The 20,345-nt window shown below is 35.0% G+C and carries 24 protein-coding genes; 21 read left to right on the top strand and 3 right to left on the bottom strand.

Features of this window, described 5'->3' with window-relative positions; genetic code table 11:
* Window positions 1-6 precede the first annotated feature (6 nt).
* From ACWV26_RS13455 to mtnN, 9 genes are all read left to right on the top strand, one after another.
* Window positions 7-300 (top strand): DUF1292 domain-containing protein, encoded by a 294-nt coding sequence (locus ACWV26_RS13455; RefSeq protein ID WP_455895242.1) that lies wholly within the window; start codon window positions 7-9, stop codon window positions 298-300.
* 72 nt (window positions 301-372) lie between these two features.
* Window positions 373-1,491, top strand: coding sequence for an endolytic transglycosylase MltG (mltG, locus tag ACWV26_RS13450; RefSeq protein ID WP_455895241.1), 1,119 nt, complete (start codon window positions 373-375; stop codon window positions 1,489-1,491).
* Between the two features lie 94 nt (window positions 1,492-1,585).
* On the top strand, window positions 1,586-2,218 hold the full coding sequence (locus ACWV26_RS13445) for an O-methyltransferase (protein WP_455895240.1): 633 nt from the start codon (window positions 1,586-1,588) through the stop codon (window positions 2,216-2,218).
* A 6-nt stretch (window positions 2,219-2,224) separates the two neighbouring features.
* Entirely contained in the window at window positions 2,225-3,154 is a 930-nt protein-coding gene (locus tag ACWV26_RS13440; protein WP_455895239.1) for a peptidase U32 family protein, read from the top strand.
* 17 nt (window positions 3,155-3,171) lie between these two features.
* Entirely contained in the window at window positions 3,172-4,446 is a 1,275-nt protein-coding gene (locus ACWV26_RS13435; protein ID WP_455895238.1) for a peptidase U32 family protein, read from the top strand.
* A complete protein-coding gene (udk, locus tag ACWV26_RS13430) occupies window positions 4,446-5,084 on the top strand; it encodes a uridine kinase (RefSeq protein ID WP_455895237.1) in 639 nt (212 codons plus the stop codon). The genes ACWV26_RS13435 and udk overlap by 1 nt, the downstream gene beginning before the upstream one ends.
* Before the next feature lie 114 nt (window positions 5,085-5,198).
* On the top strand, window positions 5,199-5,675 hold the full coding sequence (gene greA, locus ACWV26_RS13425; protein ID WP_455895236.1) for a transcription elongation factor GreA: 477 nt from the start codon (window positions 5,199-5,201) through the stop codon (window positions 5,673-5,675).
* A 565-nt stretch (window positions 5,676-6,240) separates the two neighbouring features.
* Window positions 6,241-7,080 carry a DUF1510 family protein gene (locus tag ACWV26_RS13420; RefSeq protein WP_455895235.1) on the top strand — a complete coding sequence of 280 codons (840 nt, stop codon included), beginning with the start codon at window positions 6,241-6,243 and terminating at the stop codon, window positions 7,078-7,080.
* A 153-nt stretch (window positions 7,081-7,233) separates the two neighbouring features.
* Complete coding sequence (mtnN, locus tag ACWV26_RS13415; RefSeq protein WP_455895234.1) at window positions 7,234-7,926, top strand: 5'-methylthioadenosine/S-adenosylhomocysteine nucleosidase; 693 nt, start codon at window positions 7,234-7,236, stop codon at window positions 7,924-7,926.
* Window positions 7,927-9,167: 1,241 nt separating this feature from the next.
* Here the strand turns inward: mtnN and sigK are convergent.
* Window positions 9,168-9,839 (bottom strand): RNA polymerase sporulation sigma factor SigK, encoded by a 672-nt coding sequence (gene sigK, locus ACWV26_RS13410; protein ID WP_455898258.1) that lies wholly within the window; start codon window positions 9,837-9,839, stop codon window positions 9,168-9,170.
* A 104-nt stretch (window positions 9,840-9,943) separates the two neighbouring features.
* Window positions 9,944-10,483, bottom strand: a complete 540-nt coding sequence (gene pssA / locus ACWV26_RS13405; protein WP_455895233.1) for a CDP-diacylglycerol--serine O-phosphatidyltransferase — start codon at window positions 10,481-10,483, stop codon at window positions 9,944-9,946.
* Window positions 10,484-10,574: 91 nt separating this feature from the next.
* On the opposite strand from pssA, the gene ACWV26_RS13400 reads away from it, so the two are divergent.
* From ACWV26_RS13400 to ACWV26_RS13345, 12 genes are all read left to right on the top strand, one after another.
* Window positions 10,575-11,357 carry a phosphatidylserine decarboxylase gene (locus ACWV26_RS13400; RefSeq protein WP_455898257.1) on the top strand — a complete coding sequence of 261 codons (783 nt, stop codon included), beginning with the start codon at window positions 10,575-10,577 and terminating at the stop codon, window positions 11,355-11,357.
* 79 nt (window positions 11,358-11,436) lie between these two features.
* Window positions 11,437-11,940, top strand: coding sequence for a YqeG family HAD IIIA-type phosphatase (locus ACWV26_RS13395; RefSeq protein ID WP_455898256.1), 504 nt, complete (start codon window positions 11,437-11,439; stop codon window positions 11,938-11,940).
* A complete protein-coding gene (gene yqeH, locus ACWV26_RS13390) occupies window positions 11,940-13,043 on the top strand; it encodes a ribosome biogenesis GTPase YqeH (protein WP_455895232.1) in 1,104 nt (367 codons plus the stop codon). The genes ACWV26_RS13395 and yqeH overlap by 1 nt, the downstream gene beginning before the upstream one ends.
* Window positions 13,044-13,056: 13 nt before the next feature.
* Window positions 13,057-13,890, top strand: a complete 834-nt coding sequence (gene aroE / locus ACWV26_RS13385; RefSeq protein ID WP_455895231.1) for a shikimate dehydrogenase — start codon at window positions 13,057-13,059, stop codon at window positions 13,888-13,890.
* 4 nt (window positions 13,891-13,894) lie between these two features.
* Window positions 13,895-14,200: a ribosome assembly RNA-binding protein YhbY gene (yhbY, locus tag ACWV26_RS13380; RefSeq protein WP_455895230.1), complete on the top strand. Its 306-nt coding sequence runs from the start codon at window positions 13,895-13,897 to the stop codon at window positions 14,198-14,200.
* A 12-nt stretch (window positions 14,201-14,212) separates the two neighbouring features.
* Window positions 14,213-14,785 carry a nicotinate-nucleotide adenylyltransferase gene (locus tag ACWV26_RS13375; protein WP_455895229.1) on the top strand — a complete coding sequence of 191 codons (573 nt, stop codon included), beginning with the start codon at window positions 14,213-14,215 and terminating at the stop codon, window positions 14,783-14,785.
* Window positions 14,772-15,353 (top strand): bis(5'-nucleosyl)-tetraphosphatase (symmetrical) YqeK, encoded by a 582-nt coding sequence (gene yqeK / locus ACWV26_RS13370; protein WP_455895228.1) that lies wholly within the window; start codon window positions 14,772-14,774, stop codon window positions 15,351-15,353. Before ACWV26_RS13375 ends, yqeK begins: the two co-directional genes overlap by 14 nt.
* On the top strand, window positions 15,350-15,700 hold the full coding sequence (gene rsfS, locus ACWV26_RS13365; RefSeq protein WP_455895227.1) for a ribosome silencing factor: 351 nt from the start codon (window positions 15,350-15,352) through the stop codon (window positions 15,698-15,700). The genes yqeK and rsfS overlap by 4 nt, the downstream gene beginning before the upstream one ends.
* Window positions 15,697-16,434, top strand: coding sequence for a class I SAM-dependent DNA methyltransferase (locus tag ACWV26_RS13360; protein ID WP_455895226.1), 738 nt, complete (start codon window positions 15,697-15,699; stop codon window positions 16,432-16,434). The genes rsfS and ACWV26_RS13360 overlap by 4 nt, the downstream gene beginning before the upstream one ends.
* Before the next feature lie 328 nt (window positions 16,435-16,762).
* Window positions 16,763-17,227 carry a helix-hairpin-helix domain-containing protein gene (locus ACWV26_RS13355; protein WP_455895225.1) on the top strand — a complete coding sequence of 155 codons (465 nt, stop codon included), beginning with the start codon at window positions 16,763-16,765 and terminating at the stop codon, window positions 17,225-17,227.
* A gap of 80 nt (window positions 17,228-17,307) precedes the next feature.
* Window positions 17,308-17,889, top strand: coding sequence for a ComE operon protein 2 (locus tag ACWV26_RS13350; protein WP_455895224.1), 582 nt, complete (start codon window positions 17,308-17,310; stop codon window positions 17,887-17,889).
* 92 nt (window positions 17,890-17,981) lie between these two features.
* Window positions 17,982-20,186, top strand: coding sequence for a DNA internalization-related competence protein ComEC/Rec2 (locus tag ACWV26_RS13345; protein WP_455895223.1), 2,205 nt, complete (start codon window positions 17,982-17,984; stop codon window positions 20,184-20,186).
* Window positions 20,187-20,208: 22 nt separating this feature from the next.
* Here ACWV26_RS13345 and ACWV26_RS13340 read toward each other — a convergent pair whose 3' ends face one another.
* Complete coding sequence (locus ACWV26_RS13340) at window positions 20,209-20,343, bottom strand: YqzM family protein (RefSeq protein ID WP_455895222.1); 135 nt, start codon at window positions 20,341-20,343, stop codon at window positions 20,209-20,211.
* Window positions 20,344-20,345 lie beyond the last annotated feature (2 nt).

Below are 20,345 nucleotides of genomic sequence, written 5' to 3'. Positions count from 1 at the left end.
CAATCAATGGCACATGAACACGAACACGAACACGAACATATTATTGCCGTAGACGAAGAAGGCAACGAACAAGTATATGCAGTATTGTATACTTTCGATTCTGAAGACTTCGGCAAATCCTATGTTTTATATTATAAAGAGGGTGCTGAAGCAGGCGAAGAAGTTGAAATCTTCGCATCTGCAATTATCCCAGCTGAAGATGGAGAAGGCGGAGAACTTGCCCCAATCGAAACAGATGAAGAATGGGATATGGTTGAAGAAGTATTAAACACTCTTGATGCTGAATTTGGAGAAGAGTAAATAATACAACTGACCAAAACCAAACGGAATGAGTTCTTAGCATTCCGTTTTTTTATGCAGGGAGGATAAGCAGTGGGTTCCAACTCATCAAATCAAAATCAAATTAACAAATTAAAAGAACGACATGAAGAAAAACGAATCGTTCGAAAAATTGTTATTACGATTTCAACAATAGTAGTAGCTCTTGCTCTAATTATCGGAATCAGTATGTATTTTTATGTTACAAGTGCTTTGAAGCCTGTAAATAAAAACGCAACAAGTACGATAAAAGTAGATCTACCAATTGGTTCTTCAATTGATACAATTGCTCAAACATTAGAGGATAAGGGCATTATCAAAAATGGAAAAGTATTTAAATACTACACTAAATTTAAGAATGAGTCCGCATTTCAAGCAGGTACATATAAGCTAACGCAGGCCATGACAATAGATGAAATAATTAAGAGTTTGAAAACTGGTAAAGTCTATCGTCAACCCGAATTTACAATTACAATACCTGAAGGATTAACACTTACTCAAATCGCAGAACGTGTTGAAAAAAGTACGGATTACTCTAAAAAACAATTTATGGATTTAGTGACAAGCAAAGAATTTATCGATAAAATGAAGAAGAAATACCCAAAAACTGTAACAAATGCTGTGGATAATAAGAATATTCGTTATGCGCTAGAAGGCTATCTATATCCTTCTACTTATCCATTCTTTGAGCCAAAACCAAAACTCGAAGATATTGCTGATCAAATGATCGCACAAACTAATGAAGTCGTAATATCATATTCAGCGCAATTGAAAGAGAAGAAGATGTCAGTGCATAAATTCCTAACTTTTGCTTCTTTACTAGAGCGTGAAGCTACAGCAAAAACGGATCGAGAAACAATTGCCAGTGTATTCTTTAATCGATTAGATAAGCAAATGCCATTACAAACAGACCCAACAGTTTTATATGCACTTGGGGAACACAAAAATCGTGTGTTATATAAAGATTTAGAAGTAAAAAATCCTTATAACACATACAAAAATAAAGGATTACCACCAGGTCCAATTTCTAATGCCGGAAAAGCATCTTTAGAAGCAACTATTAATCCTACAGAAACAGACTATTTATACTTTGTCGCAGATAAAAATGGAATTAACCATTTTTCTAAAAGTTATAACGAACACTTGAAAAAAGTGGAAGAACATATTAAGTAAGAAGTAACAAGTATAGAAGAAAGGCGACTCTCGCTTTTCTTCTATTTTCGTGATAAGATAAAGTGTATTTTTGATAGTTAGGAGTGAGTGTTGTATGGCTATTTCAGATGCATATACACAATCCTTCATTCAGCCACGATCAGCCTTGTTAATGGAGATGGAACAATTTGCGGAAGAAAATTATGTTCCAATTATGCAATTACCAGCAATTGAAATATTACTTCAACTGCTTCGTATACAAAACCCCACAACGATATTAGAAATAGGTAGTGCTATTTGCTATTCTGCTATTCGAATGGCTGAAACATTGCCTCAAAGCAAAATTGTGACAATTGAACGTGACGAAACACGGATCGAGCAAGCAAAGCAATTTCTATCTAGATCAACTGTGAAAGATAATATTGAGTTAATTGAAGGTGACGCGTTAGAAGTGGATGTAGAAGGTAATTATCCATCTTTTGATGCCGTTTTTATTGATGCAGCAAAAGGGCAGTATAAAAAGTTCTTTGAAAAATATAGCCCTCTTGTAAAAAAAGGCGGAATATTATATATCGACAATATGTATATGCACGGCCTTTCAAATCTAGATATGAAAGATGTACCAAGACGAAAAAGAACAATGATTAGAAACTTACACCAATTTGCAGAATGGGTTATTGCAAACAAAGACTATAAATCCACGTTCTTCCCTGTTGGTGATGGGTTATTGATCTGTATAAAGAGGTGACCATTTATGAAGAAACCTGAGTTACTTGTGACACCACAATCTATTGATCACATCAAAGCACTTATCCAAGCAGGAGCAGATGCTTTTTTAATTGGTGAACAACAATTTGGTTTACGATTAGCAGGAGAATTCAATATTGAACAAGTTGCTAGTGCAACAAAATTGATACACGACTCCGGAAAAAAAGTGTATGTAGCGATGAATGCTATCTATCATAATGACCGAGTTGATAGTTTAGCACCATATATGCAAAAAATGTCTGAAATTGGCGTTGATGCAATCGTTTTTGGTGATCCAGCTGTCGTGATAGCAAAACGAGAAGCAGGTGTTGAACTCCCATTACATTGGAGTCCTGAAACAATTGCAACGAACTGGTTCCAAGCGAATTATTGGGGGAAAAAAGGTGCAACTCGTGCATGTCTAGCACGCGAGCTAAGCATGGATGAAATTATTGAAATAAAAGAAAATGCAGAAGTTGAAATAGAAGTACAAGTCCATGGTATGACTTGTATGTTCCAATCTAAGCGCCCACTTCTTGGCCATTACTTTATGTATGAAGGCAAAGCTATGGAAGTTGAAAATCGCAAAAATGCACGTAATATGTTCTTGCATGATAAAGAACGGAATAGCAAATATCCAATTTATGAGGACTTAAATGGTACGCACATCTATAGTCCAAATGATATGTGCATCATTGATGAATTAGATGAACTATTTGAGGCGGAAGTAGATGCTTTCAAAATAGAAGGTGTCCTTCAATCAGAGGAATATGTCGTTACTGTAACAGAAATGTATCGCAAAGCAATTGATGCATATGCGAAATCGCCAGATGACTATTTTGACATTAAAGAAGAATTGTTAGCGAAAATTGAAGAAATTCAACCAGAACTTCGCCCACTAGATACCGGCTTCTTCTTTAAAGAAACAGTATATTAGAAAGGAGAAGACAAACGTTGACATTATTAAAAAATGACCAGATTAGTGAAATTCGAGATGGCAAAAGAGTCATTGTAAAAAAGCCTGAGTTATTAGCACCTGCTGGTAACTTAGAAAAATTGAAAATTGCCGTACATTATGGTGCTGATGCCGTGTTTATTGGTGGACAAGAATTTGGATTGCGTTCTAATGCAGGTAATTTTACAATTGATGAAATTCGAGAAGGTGTAGAATTTGCCAATAAATATGGAGCTAGAATATACGTAACAACAAATATATTTGCCCATAATGAGAATATGGATGGAATAGAAGATTATTTACGTGCTCTTGAAAATGCAGGTGCCTCAGGGATAATTGTTGCAGATCCATTGATCATTGAAACGTGTAAACAAGTTGCACCAAAACTTGAAATTCACCTTAGTACTCAACAATCTCTATCGAACTGGAAAGCTGTCCAATATTGGAAAGAAGAAGGGTTACAACGTGTTGTTCTTGCCCGTGAAACAGGTGCGGAAGAGATTAAATTGATGAAAGAAAAAGTAGATATTGAAATAGAATCATTCGTTCATGGTGCAATGTGTATTGCGTATTCTGGACGTTGTGTATTATCTAACCATATGACTGCTCGTGACTCAAATCGTGGTGGTTGTTGCCAATCATGTCGTTGGGATTATGATTTATATGCAGTAGAAGATGGGGAAGAAAAGCCGTTATTTGATGAAGGCGATGAAGCCTTTGCCATGAGTCCAAAAGACTTAAAACTCATTGAATCTATTCCAAAAATTATTGAATTAGGAATTGATTCATTAAAAGTTGAAGGACGAATGAAATCTATTCACTATATTGCAACAGTTATCAGTGTCTATCGTAAAGTAATGGATGCATATTGTGCAGATCCAGACCATTTTACAATCAAACGTGAATGGCTTGAAGAATTGGATAAATGTGCAAACCGTGAAACAGCTTCTTCGTTCTTTGAAGGTGCACCAGGATATGAACAACAAATGTTTGGTGAACACGGTAAACAAACTAAATTTGATTTTGTTGGGATGGTATTAGATTACAACGATGATACTAAAATGGTAACATTACAACAACGTAACTATTTTAAACCAGGAGATGAAGTAGAATTCTTTGGTCCAGAAATAGAAAACTTTACAGTTGTGATTGATGAAGTATGGGATGAAAATGGAGAATCATTAGATGCTGCACGACACCCATTACAAATCGTTCGTTTCAAATGCGAACATAAATTATATCCGCATAATATGATGCGCAAGGAGATGCGATAATGGGAAGTAAACGTCCAGTTGTGATTGGTATTGCTGGAGGTTCTGGCTCAGGTAAAACTAGTGTTACCCACGCCATCCATGATTTTTTTAAAGATCATTCAGTAGTGGTAATTGAACAAGATTATTATTATAAAGACCAAAGTCATTTGGAATTTGAAAAACGTTTAGAAACAAACTATGATCATCCAAATGCTTTTGATACAGAATTATTAGTTGAAGATATTAAACATTTGCTAGAACGTCAACCGATTGAAAAACCAGTTTATGATTATGCACTTCATACACGATCAAAAGAAACCATACACATTGACCCTCAAGATGTTATTATACTTGAAGGAATTTTAGTGTTAGGTGATCCAGCTTTACGTGATTTAATGGATATTAAAATATTTGTCGATACAGACGCAGATTTACGTATTATTCGACGTATTTTAAGGGATATTAATGAACGAGGACGTTCTATGGATTCTGTTATTGAACAATATCTTTCAGTTGTTCGTCCAATGCATAATCAATTTATCGAACCAACAAAACGTTATGCAGATATAATTATTCCAGAAGGCGGACAAAATGAAGTAGCCATTGACTTAATGGTTACAAAAATTAAAACAATCCTTGAATCTGACAGTATTGTGTAATATCATGATAATTGATTAGTTAATATTCTTTTTAGAAACTATGTCGCATTCTTCATGAAGTTGCGGCATAGTATTTTTATTAAGTTCAAGATATAACCTGAGGAGTGAGCAACATTGTCAACTGAAAAACAATATCCAATGACCGCTGCTGGTAAGCAAAAATTGGAAGACGAATTAGAATACTTAATTTCTACAAAACGTAAAGAAGTAGTAGAAAGAATTAAAATCGCTCGTAGTTTTGGTGATTTATCCGAAAACTCTGAGTACGATGCAGCAAAAGATGAACAAGGTTTCGTAGAAGGACGTATTTCACTATTACAAACTATGATTCGTAACGCTATCATTATTGAAGAAGGTACAAGCGCTTCTGATATCGTAACAATTGGCCGTACAGTTACTTTTAAAGAGCTTCCAGATGAAGACGAGGAAACTTACACAATCGTTGGTTCAGCAGAAGCAGACCCATTTGAAGGACGTATTTCCAATGATTCACCAATCGCTAAAGGGTTACTTGGCAATAAAGTAGGAGATAAAGTGAAAATCTCTACACCTGGTGGAGACATGGACGTAGAAATTCTTTCAATTAAATAATATCTAACCATTATAAAAAACTAAAAAACTCACTCCTTAAGAGTGAGTTTTTTGTTATGTTAAACAAATCACGAAGTTATTACCAGATGGGGACATCATTGTTACCTTATAATTTTAAAAAAGGGAACGAACTACTCTAAAAGCAATAATACCTCTCAAAATAAAGTAACGCCCCAACATCAAATGGAATGAAAGACGATAAGAGCAAAAAATTCGAAAAGGAATCATTACTCTAATCCCATCTAAAAACCCTTCAGATAAGGAGAATACTCCTGTGAGAATAAATTAGGAAATAGTCTTTGTAACTATAACGAGTAAGACGTCGATAGTTATGACATCGGCAAATAGAATTAGAAACAAAAATTCCTATGTCTTACTCTAACGTTTGACATAGAACCATATATTTAGAATAATATTCATCTGACATACATATAGATGAAATTAGTCGTGTTTTTGTTTAAGGCTAGAAGCTGTTTCGAATTCTATGCTATGATAATCTAGTGATAAGTTAAAACTATGAAACTTATAAAAGTGATTATATAAGCATGTTAGAGGGGGAATACACATGGCAGAGGTTGGACGTCGATATAACCCAAATGAAAAAAAGCCAAAAAATACAGGAAAGCGAAAAATGGATAAAGTTTTGAACCTGTTAATTGGAATCGTTGTAGTATTAATTTTAATTGTTGCAGCTACTATCGTCATAGGAGGTTCTTCAAGTAAGGATTCCGCAAACGAAAAAAAAGTCGCAAATAACACGCAGCATGACACAAATGCTAAGGATGAAAATATTGTAGTGAAAGATTCAAAAGAGCTAGAAAAAGAGAAAGCGAAGAAAGCTGAACTTGCTCAAGAAGAGTCAAGTAAACAAGATCAAACTGAAAGTGATACTACAGAAAATGTTGATGATACAAATTCGAATGAAGTTGCAACGAACTCAACAGATAATACTTCTGACCAAAGTAATACAGGGGTAGTAACAAGTTCAGATCAAATTACTTCTACAGATTCTAATACAGAAACAAATTATAACTATCAAAGTAGCGAAACGGCAAAACAAGAATCTTCCGATGATCCTAACGTAATCGACGTAGTAACGGATCCGGCTTGGAAACCGACTAAAACTTCCCAAAAGGACAATGGTAGTACCCATGCATCAAGTTATAATAAGGGTACTGTAGATTGGAACGAAAAAATTAAAACAATCGCCAAGACTACGGGTTTACATGAAAAAGATATGATCGTTTGGTATGTTAAAAATGGAGGAAGTCCAGACACTTCAATTGGAATCGTTTCTTCAAAAGATAAAGAAAAGAGTTATCGAGTTTCGATGAAATGGGTTTCAAATAAAGGGTGGCAACCAACAAAATTAGAAGTTCTAAAAACATATAAAGGCGCGTATTAATATGCTAAGGCGGTTATCCGAATCTTGACGGATAGCCGTCTTTTGCTTTATCTTGGAATATGAGCTAAAAGGCGAACAAAAAAAATTTGCATTTTGCGAAACTAACCAATTTAGCATACTAAGAAAAGTGTCACAATAGAGAGGAAGAGTTACATGAAAATTGCTGTAATCGGTGCAATGGAAGAAGAAGTAGAATTACTTAGAAATGCGCTTGAAAATACTTCAACTAAAACAATTGCAAATAGTGAATATACAGAAGGTACATACGAAGGAAAAGAAGTCATTTTGTTAAAAAGTGGCATTGGCAAAGTGAATGCAGCTATGTCAACTACCATTTTACTTGATGAATATAATCCAGATGTAGTTATCAATACGGGTTCTGCGGGTGGATATGATGAAAATCTTGAGGTCGGCGCAATTGTTATTTCTGATGAAGTTCGCCATCACGATGTAGATGCAACAATCTTTGGCTATGAAGTGGGACAAGTACCACAAATGCCAGCAGCTTTTAAATCCGATGAAAAACTAATGAAATTAGCCGAAGAGGCTGTTAGTGAAATTGGTGAACATCAATTTGCAGTAGGTTTAATCACTACAGGAGATTCATTTATGAATGATCCTGTTCGTGTTGAAAAAGTACGTGGCTATTTCCCAACTATGAAAGCTGTTGAAATGGAAGCGGCAGCTGTAGCTCAAGTTTGCTATCAATTTGGAACACCATTTGTTGTCATTCGTGCATTATCTGATATCGCAGGAAAAGAATCAAATATTAGTTTTGACGAATTCCTACCAGTGGCAGCAAAACATTCAACACAAATTGTTTTAAAAGTTATTTCTAAACTATAAGAACGACACAATTATGCCATGGAAAAGACAGCAGATGTTCAAAATGTTTCAATCCATAACATTTTTTAGATGGTACTATAGATGTAGTTAAGTTACTACATTTCTTCGAGATGTTAGGAGGAGCTAATATGACATTCATTATGGTATCTGCAATAGCAGTAACAGTAGTATTTAGTCTAATAATGGTATCCGAAGTATCTCCTGAATAAAATAAGTGCTGAAGCGGCTCGTCCAGACCCGAAAATCACATAAGCTTTCGAATCGAAAACGTCTTTTCAGTTTTCGACCGAGAAAGAGTTGTGACTCGAGGGTCTAGCCGCTGAAGCCGGATAAAATTAAGTGCTGAGGGCGGCTCGTTTAGCTGCAACAAGCACTGGAAGGCACGAATCAAAAGTGTATATTCAGCTTTCGACCGAGAGACCTAATCAAGGAAGAAAGCCTAAAAGCACGACACATCCTGTGCACTCTCGAGCAGCTAGTGTCCGAAACAGGATAATAAAAGTAATCCATAATACACAAAAGTCTAGCAAAATGATCAAAAAAGGAGTTGCTTAAGCAACTCCTTTTTTATTTATGATTAAAATCATTCATCCCGAGTTGATTTATGGTGAATTAGCTATAAATTCCAAAATTTCGAACCCCTACTCTCCTCTTAGGGAATTAAGCTGCAGTACATTACCAGGGGGAATAACAAGGTAAATCACAGAAAAAGCAGCAGGATTCTGGAGTACCTCCATTTGATAAGCATTGCTGATAGCATTGCATTTGCCAGGAATAATAAAATCTAGGACGTGGATAGGCATAATAGTAATGATGATGGCCCGGTAAATATGGATGATAATTCAAAGTTAGTCACTCCTTATTCTTCTATAAACGGTTTTATCAAATACCTCAGTATGATATGTCTCTGTATTTTTCTTATTTTAGGCAAATACCTAGTGAGAAGATAACTGGATGGCATCCATATCAAAGATATAGAGCACAGACTCCGGAAGAAATTTTGAGTTACATTTCAAAAGAAAGTTACATTTTAAAGATAATAAAATCAGAAATTTTCTTTGGAGAAATATCAATTTTAGAACTAAGCAAATTTTAAGTTAATCATCTTATTTAAGTGGCAATCAAGAAAAAAGTATTTTAAACAAACGAAAAAGGAGTTCCCTTATTATTTGGGGCACTCCTTTTTTATTTTTTAATATGAATCGTGCATCCCTCTAAGATTTTTTTCGTTTGAAATGTTGCTAGAGCTTGATTAAAGCTCTTTTCTCAATTCTGCTTACATAACTCCTTGAGATGTTCATTTCCTGTGCAATTTCTTTTTGTGTTTTTGCATCTTGCTGGCCAAGTCCGTAACGTTGTTGGATAATCGATAATTCTCTCTCATCCAATAAGTCTAAGTGTTCATATAGTCTTTGTTCCTCTTCACGTCGTTCAATTTGTTGCTCTGTTGAGGGATCATCACTTTGAAGAAAGTCCGCAATTTCAAGGGGATTGCCATCTTTGTCAGAGCCGATGGTTTCATATAATGAAACGTCCTTTTGCACTTTTTTCTGACTTCGCAAGTGCATTAATATTTCATTTTCGATACATCTGGCAGCATAAGTTGCAAGTCTGGTTTTTTTCTGAGGTGTAAAGCTTGCAACGGCTTTCATTAATCCGATTGTTCCAATAGAGATATAATCATCTAATTGCTCATGTTTAGGATGGAATTTCTTTACTACGTGAGCTACTAAGCGCATGTTTCTCTCAATTAACTCTAACTTAGCCGATTCATCACCATTTAAAAATCGTTCAAGACACTCTGCTTCTTCTTCCTTCGTAAAGGGCTGAGGAAAAGATTGCCCTTTTAAATAGCCAAGAATGACAGGGAGATCAACCCAGAGTTGTAAAATGGCTGTTAAAAGGGTACTTATTGTCTTCATCCTTTCGTGATAGTGAATAATACAACATATGACACATCCTTACATTTTACAACAAAAAAGTGACCTACAATTGTAGATCACTTAAAAATGTTTTTTTAAACTTTTTTTAAAGAAAATGTACTAATCATAAGAATCGATAATAGCGGGAATAAAAATAAAAAGAACGCAGTTGAGAAGATAGGAATCAAGAAAAATGATACTGTTAAAATCGCACCTGCTGCGGTAATAGGTAATCCGCAGAAGTATCCATTTGACTCTGTTATATTAAAACGTGCAAGTCTAAATGCACCGCAAGCAATATACAACACAGTAACAATCATACCAATTGTTCCATAATCTCTTACTGTCATTACATACATTAGTAACGCAGGGGCCACTCCAAATGATATAATATCACTCATGGAATCTAATTGTTTCCCTAATTCTGATTCTTGATTAAATTTTCGAGCTACTTTTCCATCATATCGATCTAAAAATGCAGCTATGAATATAAACAAGACCGCATAATTATATGATTCATTGATGGTAGACATAATTGATGCGCCACCAAATGATATATTACCAATTGTAATTAAATTTGCTAAGTGTGATTTCATTTTTTTAATTGTGGTATCCACTTTTTGAATAAGAAACAATGGACAGCACTCCTTTTAATTTCTATATTTAAATATTATACTGCTTTTAATATAGTACTGTAAAACTTTTTTAAAATGAGGTAATCAATTGATTAGAGAAAAACTTTACCGATCTATTATTGAACTAACAAATGGAAAATGGTCATCCTTTCTTCTTCAGCATCTATCAACTTCAAGATTAAGTAAAAAATTCATTTCTTCATACATTAAAGTATACGGGATTAAGCTTGATGAAGTTTCAGGAAAAAAAGAAGACTTTCGAAATCTACAAGATTTTTTTATACGAAATCTAAAATCTGATGCTCGACTAATTGCAAAAGGAAGCGATATTTATATAAGCCCGGTTGATGCTAAAATTGAATCGTTTGGTGATATAGAGAAAAATACAATTTTTTATGTTAAAGGTAAATCCTATGACTTAAAAGATTTATTAGGAAAAAATGAAATCGTTGATCGATATTTAAACGGCAAGTATATTGTTTTTTATCTTAGTCCTGCCGATTATCATCACTTTCATAGTCCAATTGATGCGAGTGTAGTGAGACAATATACACTCGGAAGAAAATCATACCCTGTCAATGGTTTTGGATTAACTTACGGAAACCAACCAATCTCAAAAAACTACCGACAAATAACTGAATTGGTAGCTGATAACGGTTCGCGTTGTGCATTTATAAAAGTTGGTGCAATGTTTGTCAATTCGATTAATCTTACGAATACTGCGAATTACTGGAAAAAGGGAGAAGAGGTAGGCTTTTTTGGGTTTGGTTCAACGGTTGTATTATTATTTAATGAAAATAGCATTGAATTTTTAGAGAATGTTGTGCAAGGTACACATATCAAGGTGGGTCAAGCGTTTGCACATATGGTATAATTTTAAAAGTTATGTTGTAAATATCTTTAGTATCTCCGCATTAAATTAGAAAGATGTGAAAAATTTGTACAAATTAATTATGCCAAAAGAATTTGCTCTTTCGGTTTTTGATATAACACCGGAAAAGCTAATGCAATTGGGCATTAAAGGAATTATTACAGACCTTGATAACACATTGATAGAATGGGATCGTCCAGATGCTACAGAAGAACTTATAGAATGGTTCAAAATAATGCATGATGCCGGTATTCAAATAGTTATCCTGTCAAACAATAAAGAACCACGAGTGAAAAAGTTTGCGGATCCATTAGGGATTCCTTATATTTTTAAAGCTCAAAAGCCACTTGCAAGAGGATTTAAGCGAGCGCTTGATTTGCTTAAAATGAGACCCGAAGAAGTATTGATGTTAGGCGATCAAATGCTGACAGATATGATGGGAGCAAATCGTAGTAAATTGCACACCATATTAGTAAAACCTGTTGCACAATCAGATGGCTTTGTTACGCGTTTTAATCGTATGATTGAAAGACGTGTATATAAATATTTAAGCAAAAAAGGTATTAAAACTTGGGAGGAAAAATAATGAACGAAATGCCACATTGTATCGGCTGTGGTACACAAATCCAAACAGAAGACAAAAACGCACCAGGATATGCTCCTGTTTCCTCTTTGGAAAAAGAAGATGTCATTTGTCAGCGTTGCTTCCGTTTGAAAAACTACAATGAACTTCAACCTGTGTCTCTAACAGATGACGATTTTTTACGTATTTTAAATGGTTTAGGTAAACATAATGGGTTGATTGTAAAAATTGTAGATATTTTTGATTTTAATGGTAGCTGGTTGCCAGGATTACACCGTTTTGTTGGGAATAATCCAGTATTACTAATTGCAAACAAAGTTGATTTGTTGCCAAAGTCTGTGAAAAAACAAAAGGTAATCAATTGGTTAAAACGAGAAGCAAAAGAATTAGGGTTAAAACCGATTGATGTTTTGTTAGTAAGTGCACAAAAAGGACAAGGCATGCAAGAAGCGATGGATGCAATTGATAAATATCGCAAAGGTCAAGATGTTTATGTTGTTGGTTGTACAAATGTAGGTAAATCCACTTTTATCAACCGTATCATCAAACAAGCTACAGGTGAAGGCGATATTATAACGACATCTTACTTCCCAGGTACAACGCTTGATATGATTGAAATTCCTTTAGATGATGGTCATGCTATTTATGACACACCAGGAATTATTAATCATCATCAAATGGCACATTATTTAGATCCATCTGAATTAAAATTTATCATGCCTAAAAAAGAGATCAAACCAAAAGTATTCCAACTAAATCCAGAGCAAACATTGTTTATTGGTGCTTTAGCTCGATTTGATTTTATACAAGGAAAAAGATCTGCTTTTACGATTCACATTGCAAATGATTTAAATATTCACAGAACAAAATTAGAAAATGCAGATGAATTGTACGCAAATCATAAAGGTGAATTACTAGCTCCACCATCTAATCAGTATATGGACCGACTACCAAAATTAGTACGACATGAATTTTCAATAAAAGAAGCAAAAACAGATATCGTATTTTCAGGTCTTGGTTGGATTACGATTCAAGATCCAAATGTAGTAGTTGCAGCATATGCCCCAGAAGGTGTAGAAGTTCAAATTCGGCCTTCATTAATCTAGGGGGAGAGAAGTTTTGAGAAAATGGTACGCGGTTATTGGTGATCCTATTGAACACTCGATGTCTCCACTCATGCATAATGCATGGATGGTAGATGAGAATCGGGATGCGAGCTATATTCCAATTCATGTCAAACATGAAGAGTTGGAACAAGCAGTACAAGCATTAAAAACGCTTGGTTGCAGCGGATGGAATATTACCATTCCACATAAAGAGAAAATTATTCCATTCTTAGATGAACTTGATGAGTCAGCTCGAAAAATGGGGGCTGTCAATACAGTCGTTCGTTTACAAGATGGTACTTACAAGGGATATAATACAGATGGTTTAGGATTTGTCCGTTCATTAGAGGAAAACGTTGGCAATAGTCATCGTGAAAAGCATATATTAGTGATCGGTGCTGGGGGTGCAGCGAGAGGTATTGTTTTTGCACTTGTTAATTCAGGATACACACATATTACCATTGCAAATCGAACTGTATCAAAAGCACAAGCTATATGTGATGAGTTAGATATTGATTCGCAAGCTATTACTTTAAGTGAGGCCTCAGAAAAACTAGATGAGTTTGAAGTTCTCATTCAAACTACATCTGCAGGCTTAAACAAAAGTGAATTTGCCTTACCCTTATCACTTGCAAAACTATCTTCCACTGCAATCGTAGCGGATATTGTGTATAATCCATTAATGACACCATTTTTAAATGAGGCAAAGAGAAAAGGAGCTACAATTGTAACTGGTCTTGGAATGTTCATTCACCAAGGTGCACTAGCATACAGTTATTGGACTGGTAGTTATCCGAAAGCAGAAGTTGTAGATAATATTCTGCTTAAGCAATTAGGAGGAAATTAATTTCATGTTAACAGGTAAACAAAAAAGATTTTTGCGTGCTGAAGCACACTCATTACAACCAATTTTCCAAGTTGGAAAGGGTGGGGTAAATGAAGCTATGCTTGTTCAAATTAAACAAGCATTAGAAGTACGTGAACTATTGAAAGTGCGTATTTTAGACAACTGTGAGTTTGATAAGAAAGACGTAGCAGAACAATTAGCTGAAGGGACGAATTCAGAACTTGTCCAACTAATTGGATTAACAGTTGTTTTATATAAACAAGCTTCAAAACGTGAGCATCGTAAAATCGAATTACCAAAAGCAAAATAAGGATTTGATTAGATGAAAAAAGTAGGACTTCTTGGTGGAACATTTAATCCACCTCATATGGCACATTTATTGATGGCAAATGAGGTCTATGATGTTTTAGGATTAGACGAAGTGCGTTTTATGCCAAATGCGGTACCTCCTCATAAAGTGAAACCACAGGATGCTACTGCACAAGAAAGACTTCATATGACAAAACTTGCCATTCAATCTATTCCGTATTTTAAAATAGAGCCGTATGAAATCAATCGCGGTGGAGTATCTTATTCATATGAAACTTTGAGAGTTTTAACATCGCGTGAACCTGATACAGAGTTCTATTTCATTATCGGTGGCGATATGATTGATATGCTTGATGAATGGTACCATATTAAGGAACTAACTGAATTGGTACATTTTGTTGGTGTACATCGTCCAGGTACGCAAGGCATAACAAAACTTCCTGTACAGCTAATAGAAGCCCCTCTTATGGATTTATCTTCTACGATGATTCGAAATCGATTACAAGAAGGACGAACTGTGACATTTTTAGTGCCGACAGCCGTTGAACAGTATATACGAGAGGAAGGTTTATATGGAACGCGATGAATTATTATTAGCGATGAAAGACCGTATGCCGGAAAAGCGTTATATCCATACAATTGGTGTGACGGATACAGCTATAAAGCTTGCAAAACGTTTTGGGGAAGATCCAAAAAAAGCAGAAGTATCGGCGATTTTACATGACTCATGTAAGTATGCTGACCGTGAGTGGATGAAACAAGTAATCATCGAACAAAAAATGGATAAGGCGTTACTTGAGTATCATCATGAGCTTTGGCATGGTCCTGTTGGTGCTTATGTAGCAAAAAAAGAATTTAATATAGCAGATGGGGACATGCTAAATGCAATCAGATTTCATACAACAGGACGAGCAGGTCAAAGTAATTTAGAAAAAATCGTCTATATTGCAGATATGATTGAACCTAATCGTAAATTTCCTGGTGTAGACGAATTACGGGATGCTGCAAAGAATTTAGAATTACATGATTTAATGATTAAATGTATAGGACATTCAATATCATTTTTAATCAGCAAGCATCAACCAGTTTTCCCAGATTCATTTGAATGTTATAACGACTTATTGTTGAAAAAGAAAGGAAAAGTGACAGAATGACAAAACCATTATTAGATATTGCTTTTAAAGCAGCAGATGACAAACGAGCAGAAAATATCGTTGTATTAAATATGCAGGGCGTTTCATTATTAGCAGATTATTTCTTAATTTGCCATGGGAATTCTGATCGTCAAGCGCAAGCGATTGCTAGAGAAATCGCTGATGTAGCACATAAAGAGGGCTATGAAGTTAAACGTATTGAAGGATTTGATACTGCTCGTTGGATTCTAGTTGATCTTGGAGATGTGGTTTGTCATATTTTCCATAAGGATGAACGTCAGTACTATAATTTAGAACGTCTTTGGGCCGATGCACCAGAAAAATTCTTAGCGATTGACCCAGAATGAGTAGTTACGGACGGTTTGCAGAAGTTTACGACAAATTAATGACTGACATTCCTTATGATGAATATATTCGTTGGATTACAACGTTTGCACCGGCAAAAGAATATAAAAAGCTACTAGATATTGGTTGTGGCACTGGAATCATGGCCGAAAAATTTGCTAAACAGGGGTTTGAAGTTAGTGGGCTTGATTTATCTGAAGAAATGTTAATGATTGCTTCACAACGATTCTTGGAGCAAAAAATAGATGTACCTCTGTTTTGTATGTCAATGGATGAGCTAGAGGGATTTGAGAATCTTGATGTGGTAACGATTCCGATTGATTCGATAAATTATGTAGAACAACAAGAGGCAGTTCAACAAACCTTATCTCGCATTTACCAAGCACTACGCCGAGGTGGACAATTATTCTTTGATGTACATTCCTTATTTAAAATGGATGAAATCTTTATGGAATCTCCATTTACATATGATGATGGCGAAATTACGTATTTATGGGTAACAGAGCCAGGGGAAGAACCCCATTCTGTTCATCATGATATGGTATTCTATGTACAACAAGCAAACGGTTATTATGAACGATTTGAAGAATATCATTATCAACGAACATTTGAAATAACAACATATATAGAAATGTTACATCAAGCAGGTTTTCGTGATATTACAATTACTGCTGATTTTTCACCAGAACAGCCAACAGAAGAATCTGAAAGAATATTCTTTAGAGCAGTAAAATAGTCTTTTCAAATATTGGAAAATAATATATATTGGAATTAGCTTCGTATAAATGCCTTTTGAAAAGAAAGGGAGTGCTTAGCTAATTCCTTCTTTTTTTAAGAAAAATGACAACAAGTATATCATCCCCATAATCATACTTGTTGTATGTATTACTTTTGGTTATATCTTCAAACAATCGTCCACACCCCCACAGGACGAGCTATTCTCAACAATTCAAGATGAAAAACAACTCAATATAGATCAACAATCCACCAATTTCAATCCTAAATTACTAGAAGACAAGCAAAACGACACGCAAAAGCAAGGTGCAGTTGCAACTACTTCCATTATGGTAGATGTTAAAGGTGCGGTTAAAAATCCTGGCGTTTATAAGCTTGATGCAGATAGTCGAGTGATTGATGCGATTTTAATTGCGGGTGGATATGCAAAAAATGCACAATCAAGGCAGATTAATCATGCCCAAAAATTACAAGACGAAATGGTCATCTACGTTCCACAAAAGGGCGAAGAAACAGAAAAAGTGCTTAATATCGCTGATCAATCTTCTTCATCTGTACCCTCTACTCAAAACGGGGGAGAAAGTGCAAACAAGTCATCCGAATTAGTCAATATTAACACGGCAGATGAAGCAGGTCTTACTACACTTAATGGAGTGGGACCAGCAAAAGCAAAAGCAATTATTGCTTATCGAACTGAAAATGGACCATTTAAAACAATAGAAGATTTAAAGAATGTGACGGGTATTGGTGAAAAAACGTTCGAATCTTTAAAAGATTTTTTATCAGTCCAATAATTTTGAGTTATTTTGACTGTTGAAAAACTAATATACTAAAACTAAACTGGTAATAGTAGATTTATTCAGGAGGCATTTATATGGAGCGAATTACATGGAACCAATTTTTTATGGCACAAAGTCATTTACTAGCTTTAAGAAGTACTTGTACAAGATTATCCGTTGGTGCAACAATTGTTCGAGATAAAAGAATTATTGCTGGAGGATACAATGGCTCAATTTCTGGTGATGATCACTGTATCGATAAAGGCTGCTATGTAGTGGACAATCACTGTGTTCGAACAGTTCATGCAGAAGTGAATGCATTGTTACAATGCGCAAAATACGGAACTCCTACAAATGGTGCAGATATATATGTAACGCATTTTCCTTGTTTACCTTGTACTAAATCAATTATTCAAGCAGGTATTAAAAATCTTTTCTATGCAACGGACTATAAGAATAATCCATATGCGCTAGAATTATTAGAACAAGCAGGTGTCAATGTTGTACAAGTTCCGTTTGATGAACGAAAAATAGATTTTCTAAGTGAAGAGAAAATTTCGCTATATGTTGAATTGTTAAATGAGCTTCGTGGCCGAGGTGCTACTCAAAAGGAATTGGAACCATATGAACAGAAGGTGGAGGAATTATTTGGAAAGTCGTCCTTAGACATAAAATAATTTATGTTGCGTTAGGCTTATTATTAGGAACTATAGCAGCTCATATATATAAGTGGCTATTAGTACTACTAATCCCTTATAGTTTGTATTTATTGTGGAAAAAAGAAAACGGTAAGATGATTGCAATTGTTGTAATCATCTCTTTTTTTGCATTCTATTATACCTCATCTATTTTACAACTTAGAATACACCCCATCCAAAAACTTACAACCTTAACATGGACAGAATCCTATACAATTAACGGATCAAAGCTAAGAGGCTTTGCAATATTAGCAAATGGTGCAAAAGTATATGCTGTTCAAACATTTCAATCCCAACAAGAAAAGGCTAAATATGAAGGTATTTCACTAAGTGGTCTAACATTTCAAGTAAAGGGGGAATTGGTTCCGGAAGCATTGCCTGCGCATCAATATGCTTTCTCGATGGAAGATTATATTGAAAGTCATGGCGCACTAGGAATTTATGAAATTGAACAAGCAACTTATTTACAAAAGAAAAACTCACTTTCGGCTATATTAGCAGAACAAAGATTTGCAGTTAAGAAGCATATAGAAAACACTTTTCCGAAAAGTCTAGTAGCTGAAGCACAAGCCTTAATAATAGGGGAACAAGAAAATGTTGATCCTGATGTAGAAAGAGCCTATCAAAAGCTTGGGATTACGCATTTATTTGCAATTTCTGGTTCACATATAGCATTACTAGCTATATTAGTAAACGAATTGCTTCTTCGACTGGGGGTAAGGCGGGAGCATGCAAAGCTTGTCATAATGATTTCGTTGCCAATTTATGCGTGCTTGGCTGGGGGAGCCCCTTCTGTCTGGCGCTCAGTCATTGTTGTAGAAATGGTCATGATTGTTAAACTTTTCTCTTATAGATTATCAATTGATGATGCATTATCATTAAGTTTTATTTTGTTTGTTTTATATCAGCCAAGTATTATTTTTCAAATCGGGTTTCAGCTATCTTTTTTAGCAACTGTCGCTCTAGTATTTTCAAATAAAATATTACAATCAACACAAAATGTAATCCTACAGTCATTCTATTTAACAAGTGTATGTCAACTTCTTGTATATCCGTTGCTCATTTATCATTTTTTTGAACTAAGTCTTTCATCGTTTCTTACAAATATTGTTTTTGTTCCGCTTTTTTCATTTGTGGTTTTGCCTATAAATATTGTCTTGCTCGTGCTATCAGCTGTATTCCCTTCACTTGCAGGATTGCTTTTTTTCATCTATGAACCTTTAAGGGGGCTTATTACAAAAATTATTATGTGGTTACAGGCAGTCCCTTTTCAAATGTGGGTTACCGGAAGACCGAGTGTAATAATATGTTGTTTGGCATTTATAGGTGTATTAGCAGCTTTTTTGTTTTTTGAAAAAGGTAAATTTGTTGTTGCTGCAAGTTGTATAATCATTCCGGCAATGGTCATTCATATCGCGCCAAGTTTACACAAAGATGTACGAATTACCTTTTTGAATGTAGGTCAGGGAGATTGTGCTTTAATCGAACTTCCATTTCGAAAAAAGGTATATGTCATCGATACAGGGGGACTCTTACGTTTTGACCAGGATTTTTGGAAACAGTCAAAAGTCGAATTCGAAATTGGTAGAAGGATTGTTGTACCGTACATAAAAGGCCGTGGTATAAGGTCTATCGATACAATGATACTCACACATGCTGATGCGGATCATGTGGAAGGTGCAGAAGAGGTAATGGAAGAAATACGCGTAAAAGAAATTCATGTTACCCCTAATTCATGGAAAAAAGGCGTGATGCAAGATGTGGTTCAATTTATGAATAGTAAGAAAGTCCCGCTAGGAGAAAAAATAATGGCAATGAATTGGCGTGAAGGGGATGTATATTTTGATTATCTATCACCAGCAGATACCCATTATGAAGGAAATGACGATTCCCTCGTACTTTTATTGCGCTATGGGAAGTTTAAAATATTATTTACGGGCGATTTAGAGGAACCGGGTGAATTACGTCTGGTAAATAAAAAGATTCAATCCATCGAAAACGTAACAATATTAAAAGCTGGGCATCATGGAAGTAAAACTTCAAGTTCGGAGGCGTTTTTAGTTACAACAAATCCACTACTGACGATCTTCTCAACGGGGTTAAATAATCGATATGGGCATCCTAATAAGGAGGTAGTAAAACGTTATGAACGACTAGAGTTAAATACTCTAAACACAGCTGAAGTAGGAACAATTGAAGTAAAGTTAACGGAAAATAAATGGAATATTATTACAACTTCACAATTAATAGAAATGAAAAAGGCTTTGTCCGAGTGACAAAGCTTTTTCGGGTAGACGCCTATAAGTTCACGTAGTCAACTATAGTAGCAATAATAAACATAAGTGCGAAGAATACAAATGATACGCCGAAGCCTACGCCTGAATCAAGAGCGTCATTTCTTTTACTTTGTACATCATTTTCAAATGGATTCATTA

Source organism: Rummeliibacillus sp. JY-2-4R, from assembly GCF_053847205.1.
The sequence above is the reverse complement of the archived record's forward strand: the minus strand, read 5'-3'. Positions and strand labels throughout refer to the sequence as shown.

Coding starts and splice junctions, on each gene's coding strand:
- udk (WP_455895237.1), top strand. CDS start 4,446: ATGGGAAGTAAACGTCCAGTTGTGATTGGTATTGCTGGAGGTTCTGGC.
- ACWV26_RS13395 (WP_455898256.1), top strand. CDS start 11,437: ATGCCAAAAGAATTTGCTCTTTCGGTTTTTGATATAACACCGGAAAAG.
- yqeK (WP_455895228.1), top strand. CDS start 14,772: ATGGAACGCGATGAATTATTATTAGCGATGAAAGACCGTATGCCGGAA.
- yhbY (WP_455895230.1), top strand. CDS start 13,895: ATGTTAACAGGTAAACAAAAAAGATTTTTGCGTGCTGAAGCACACTCA.
- ACWV26_RS13340 (WP_455895222.1), bottom strand. CDS start 20,343: ATGAATCCATTTGAAAATGATGTACAAAGTAAAAGAAATGACGCTCTT.
- ACWV26_RS13445 (WP_455895240.1), top strand. CDS start 1,586: ATGGCTATTTCAGATGCATATACACAATCCTTCATTCAGCCACGATCA.
- ACWV26_RS13440 (WP_455895239.1), top strand. CDS start 2,225: ATGAAGAAACCTGAGTTACTTGTGACACCACAATCTATTGATCACATC.
- ACWV26_RS13350 (WP_455895224.1), top strand. CDS start 17,308: ATGGAGCGAATTACATGGAACCAATTTTTTATGGCACAAAGTCATTTA.
- ACWV26_RS13360 (WP_455895226.1), top strand. CDS start 15,697: ATGAGTAGTTACGGACGGTTTGCAGAAGTTTACGACAAATTAATGACT.
- yqeH (WP_455895232.1), top strand. CDS start 11,940: ATGAACGAAATGCCACATTGTATCGGCTGTGGTACACAAATCCAAACA.
- ACWV26_RS13375 (WP_455895229.1), top strand. CDS start 14,213: ATGAAAAAAGTAGGACTTCTTGGTGGAACATTTAATCCACCTCATATG.
- rsfS (WP_455895227.1), top strand. CDS start 15,350: ATGACAAAACCATTATTAGATATTGCTTTTAAAGCAGCAGATGACAAA.
- ACWV26_RS13455 (WP_455895242.1), top strand. CDS start 7: ATGGCACATGAACACGAACACGAACACGAACATATTATTGCCGTAGAC.
- ACWV26_RS13420 (WP_455895235.1), top strand. CDS start 6,241: ATGGCAGAGGTTGGACGTCGATATAACCCAAATGAAAAAAAGCCAAAA.
- mtnN (WP_455895234.1), top strand. CDS start 7,234: ATGAAAATTGCTGTAATCGGTGCAATGGAAGAAGAAGTAGAATTACTT.
- ACWV26_RS13355 (WP_455895225.1), top strand. CDS start 16,763: ATGGTAGATGTTAAAGGTGCGGTTAAAAATCCTGGCGTTTATAAGCTT.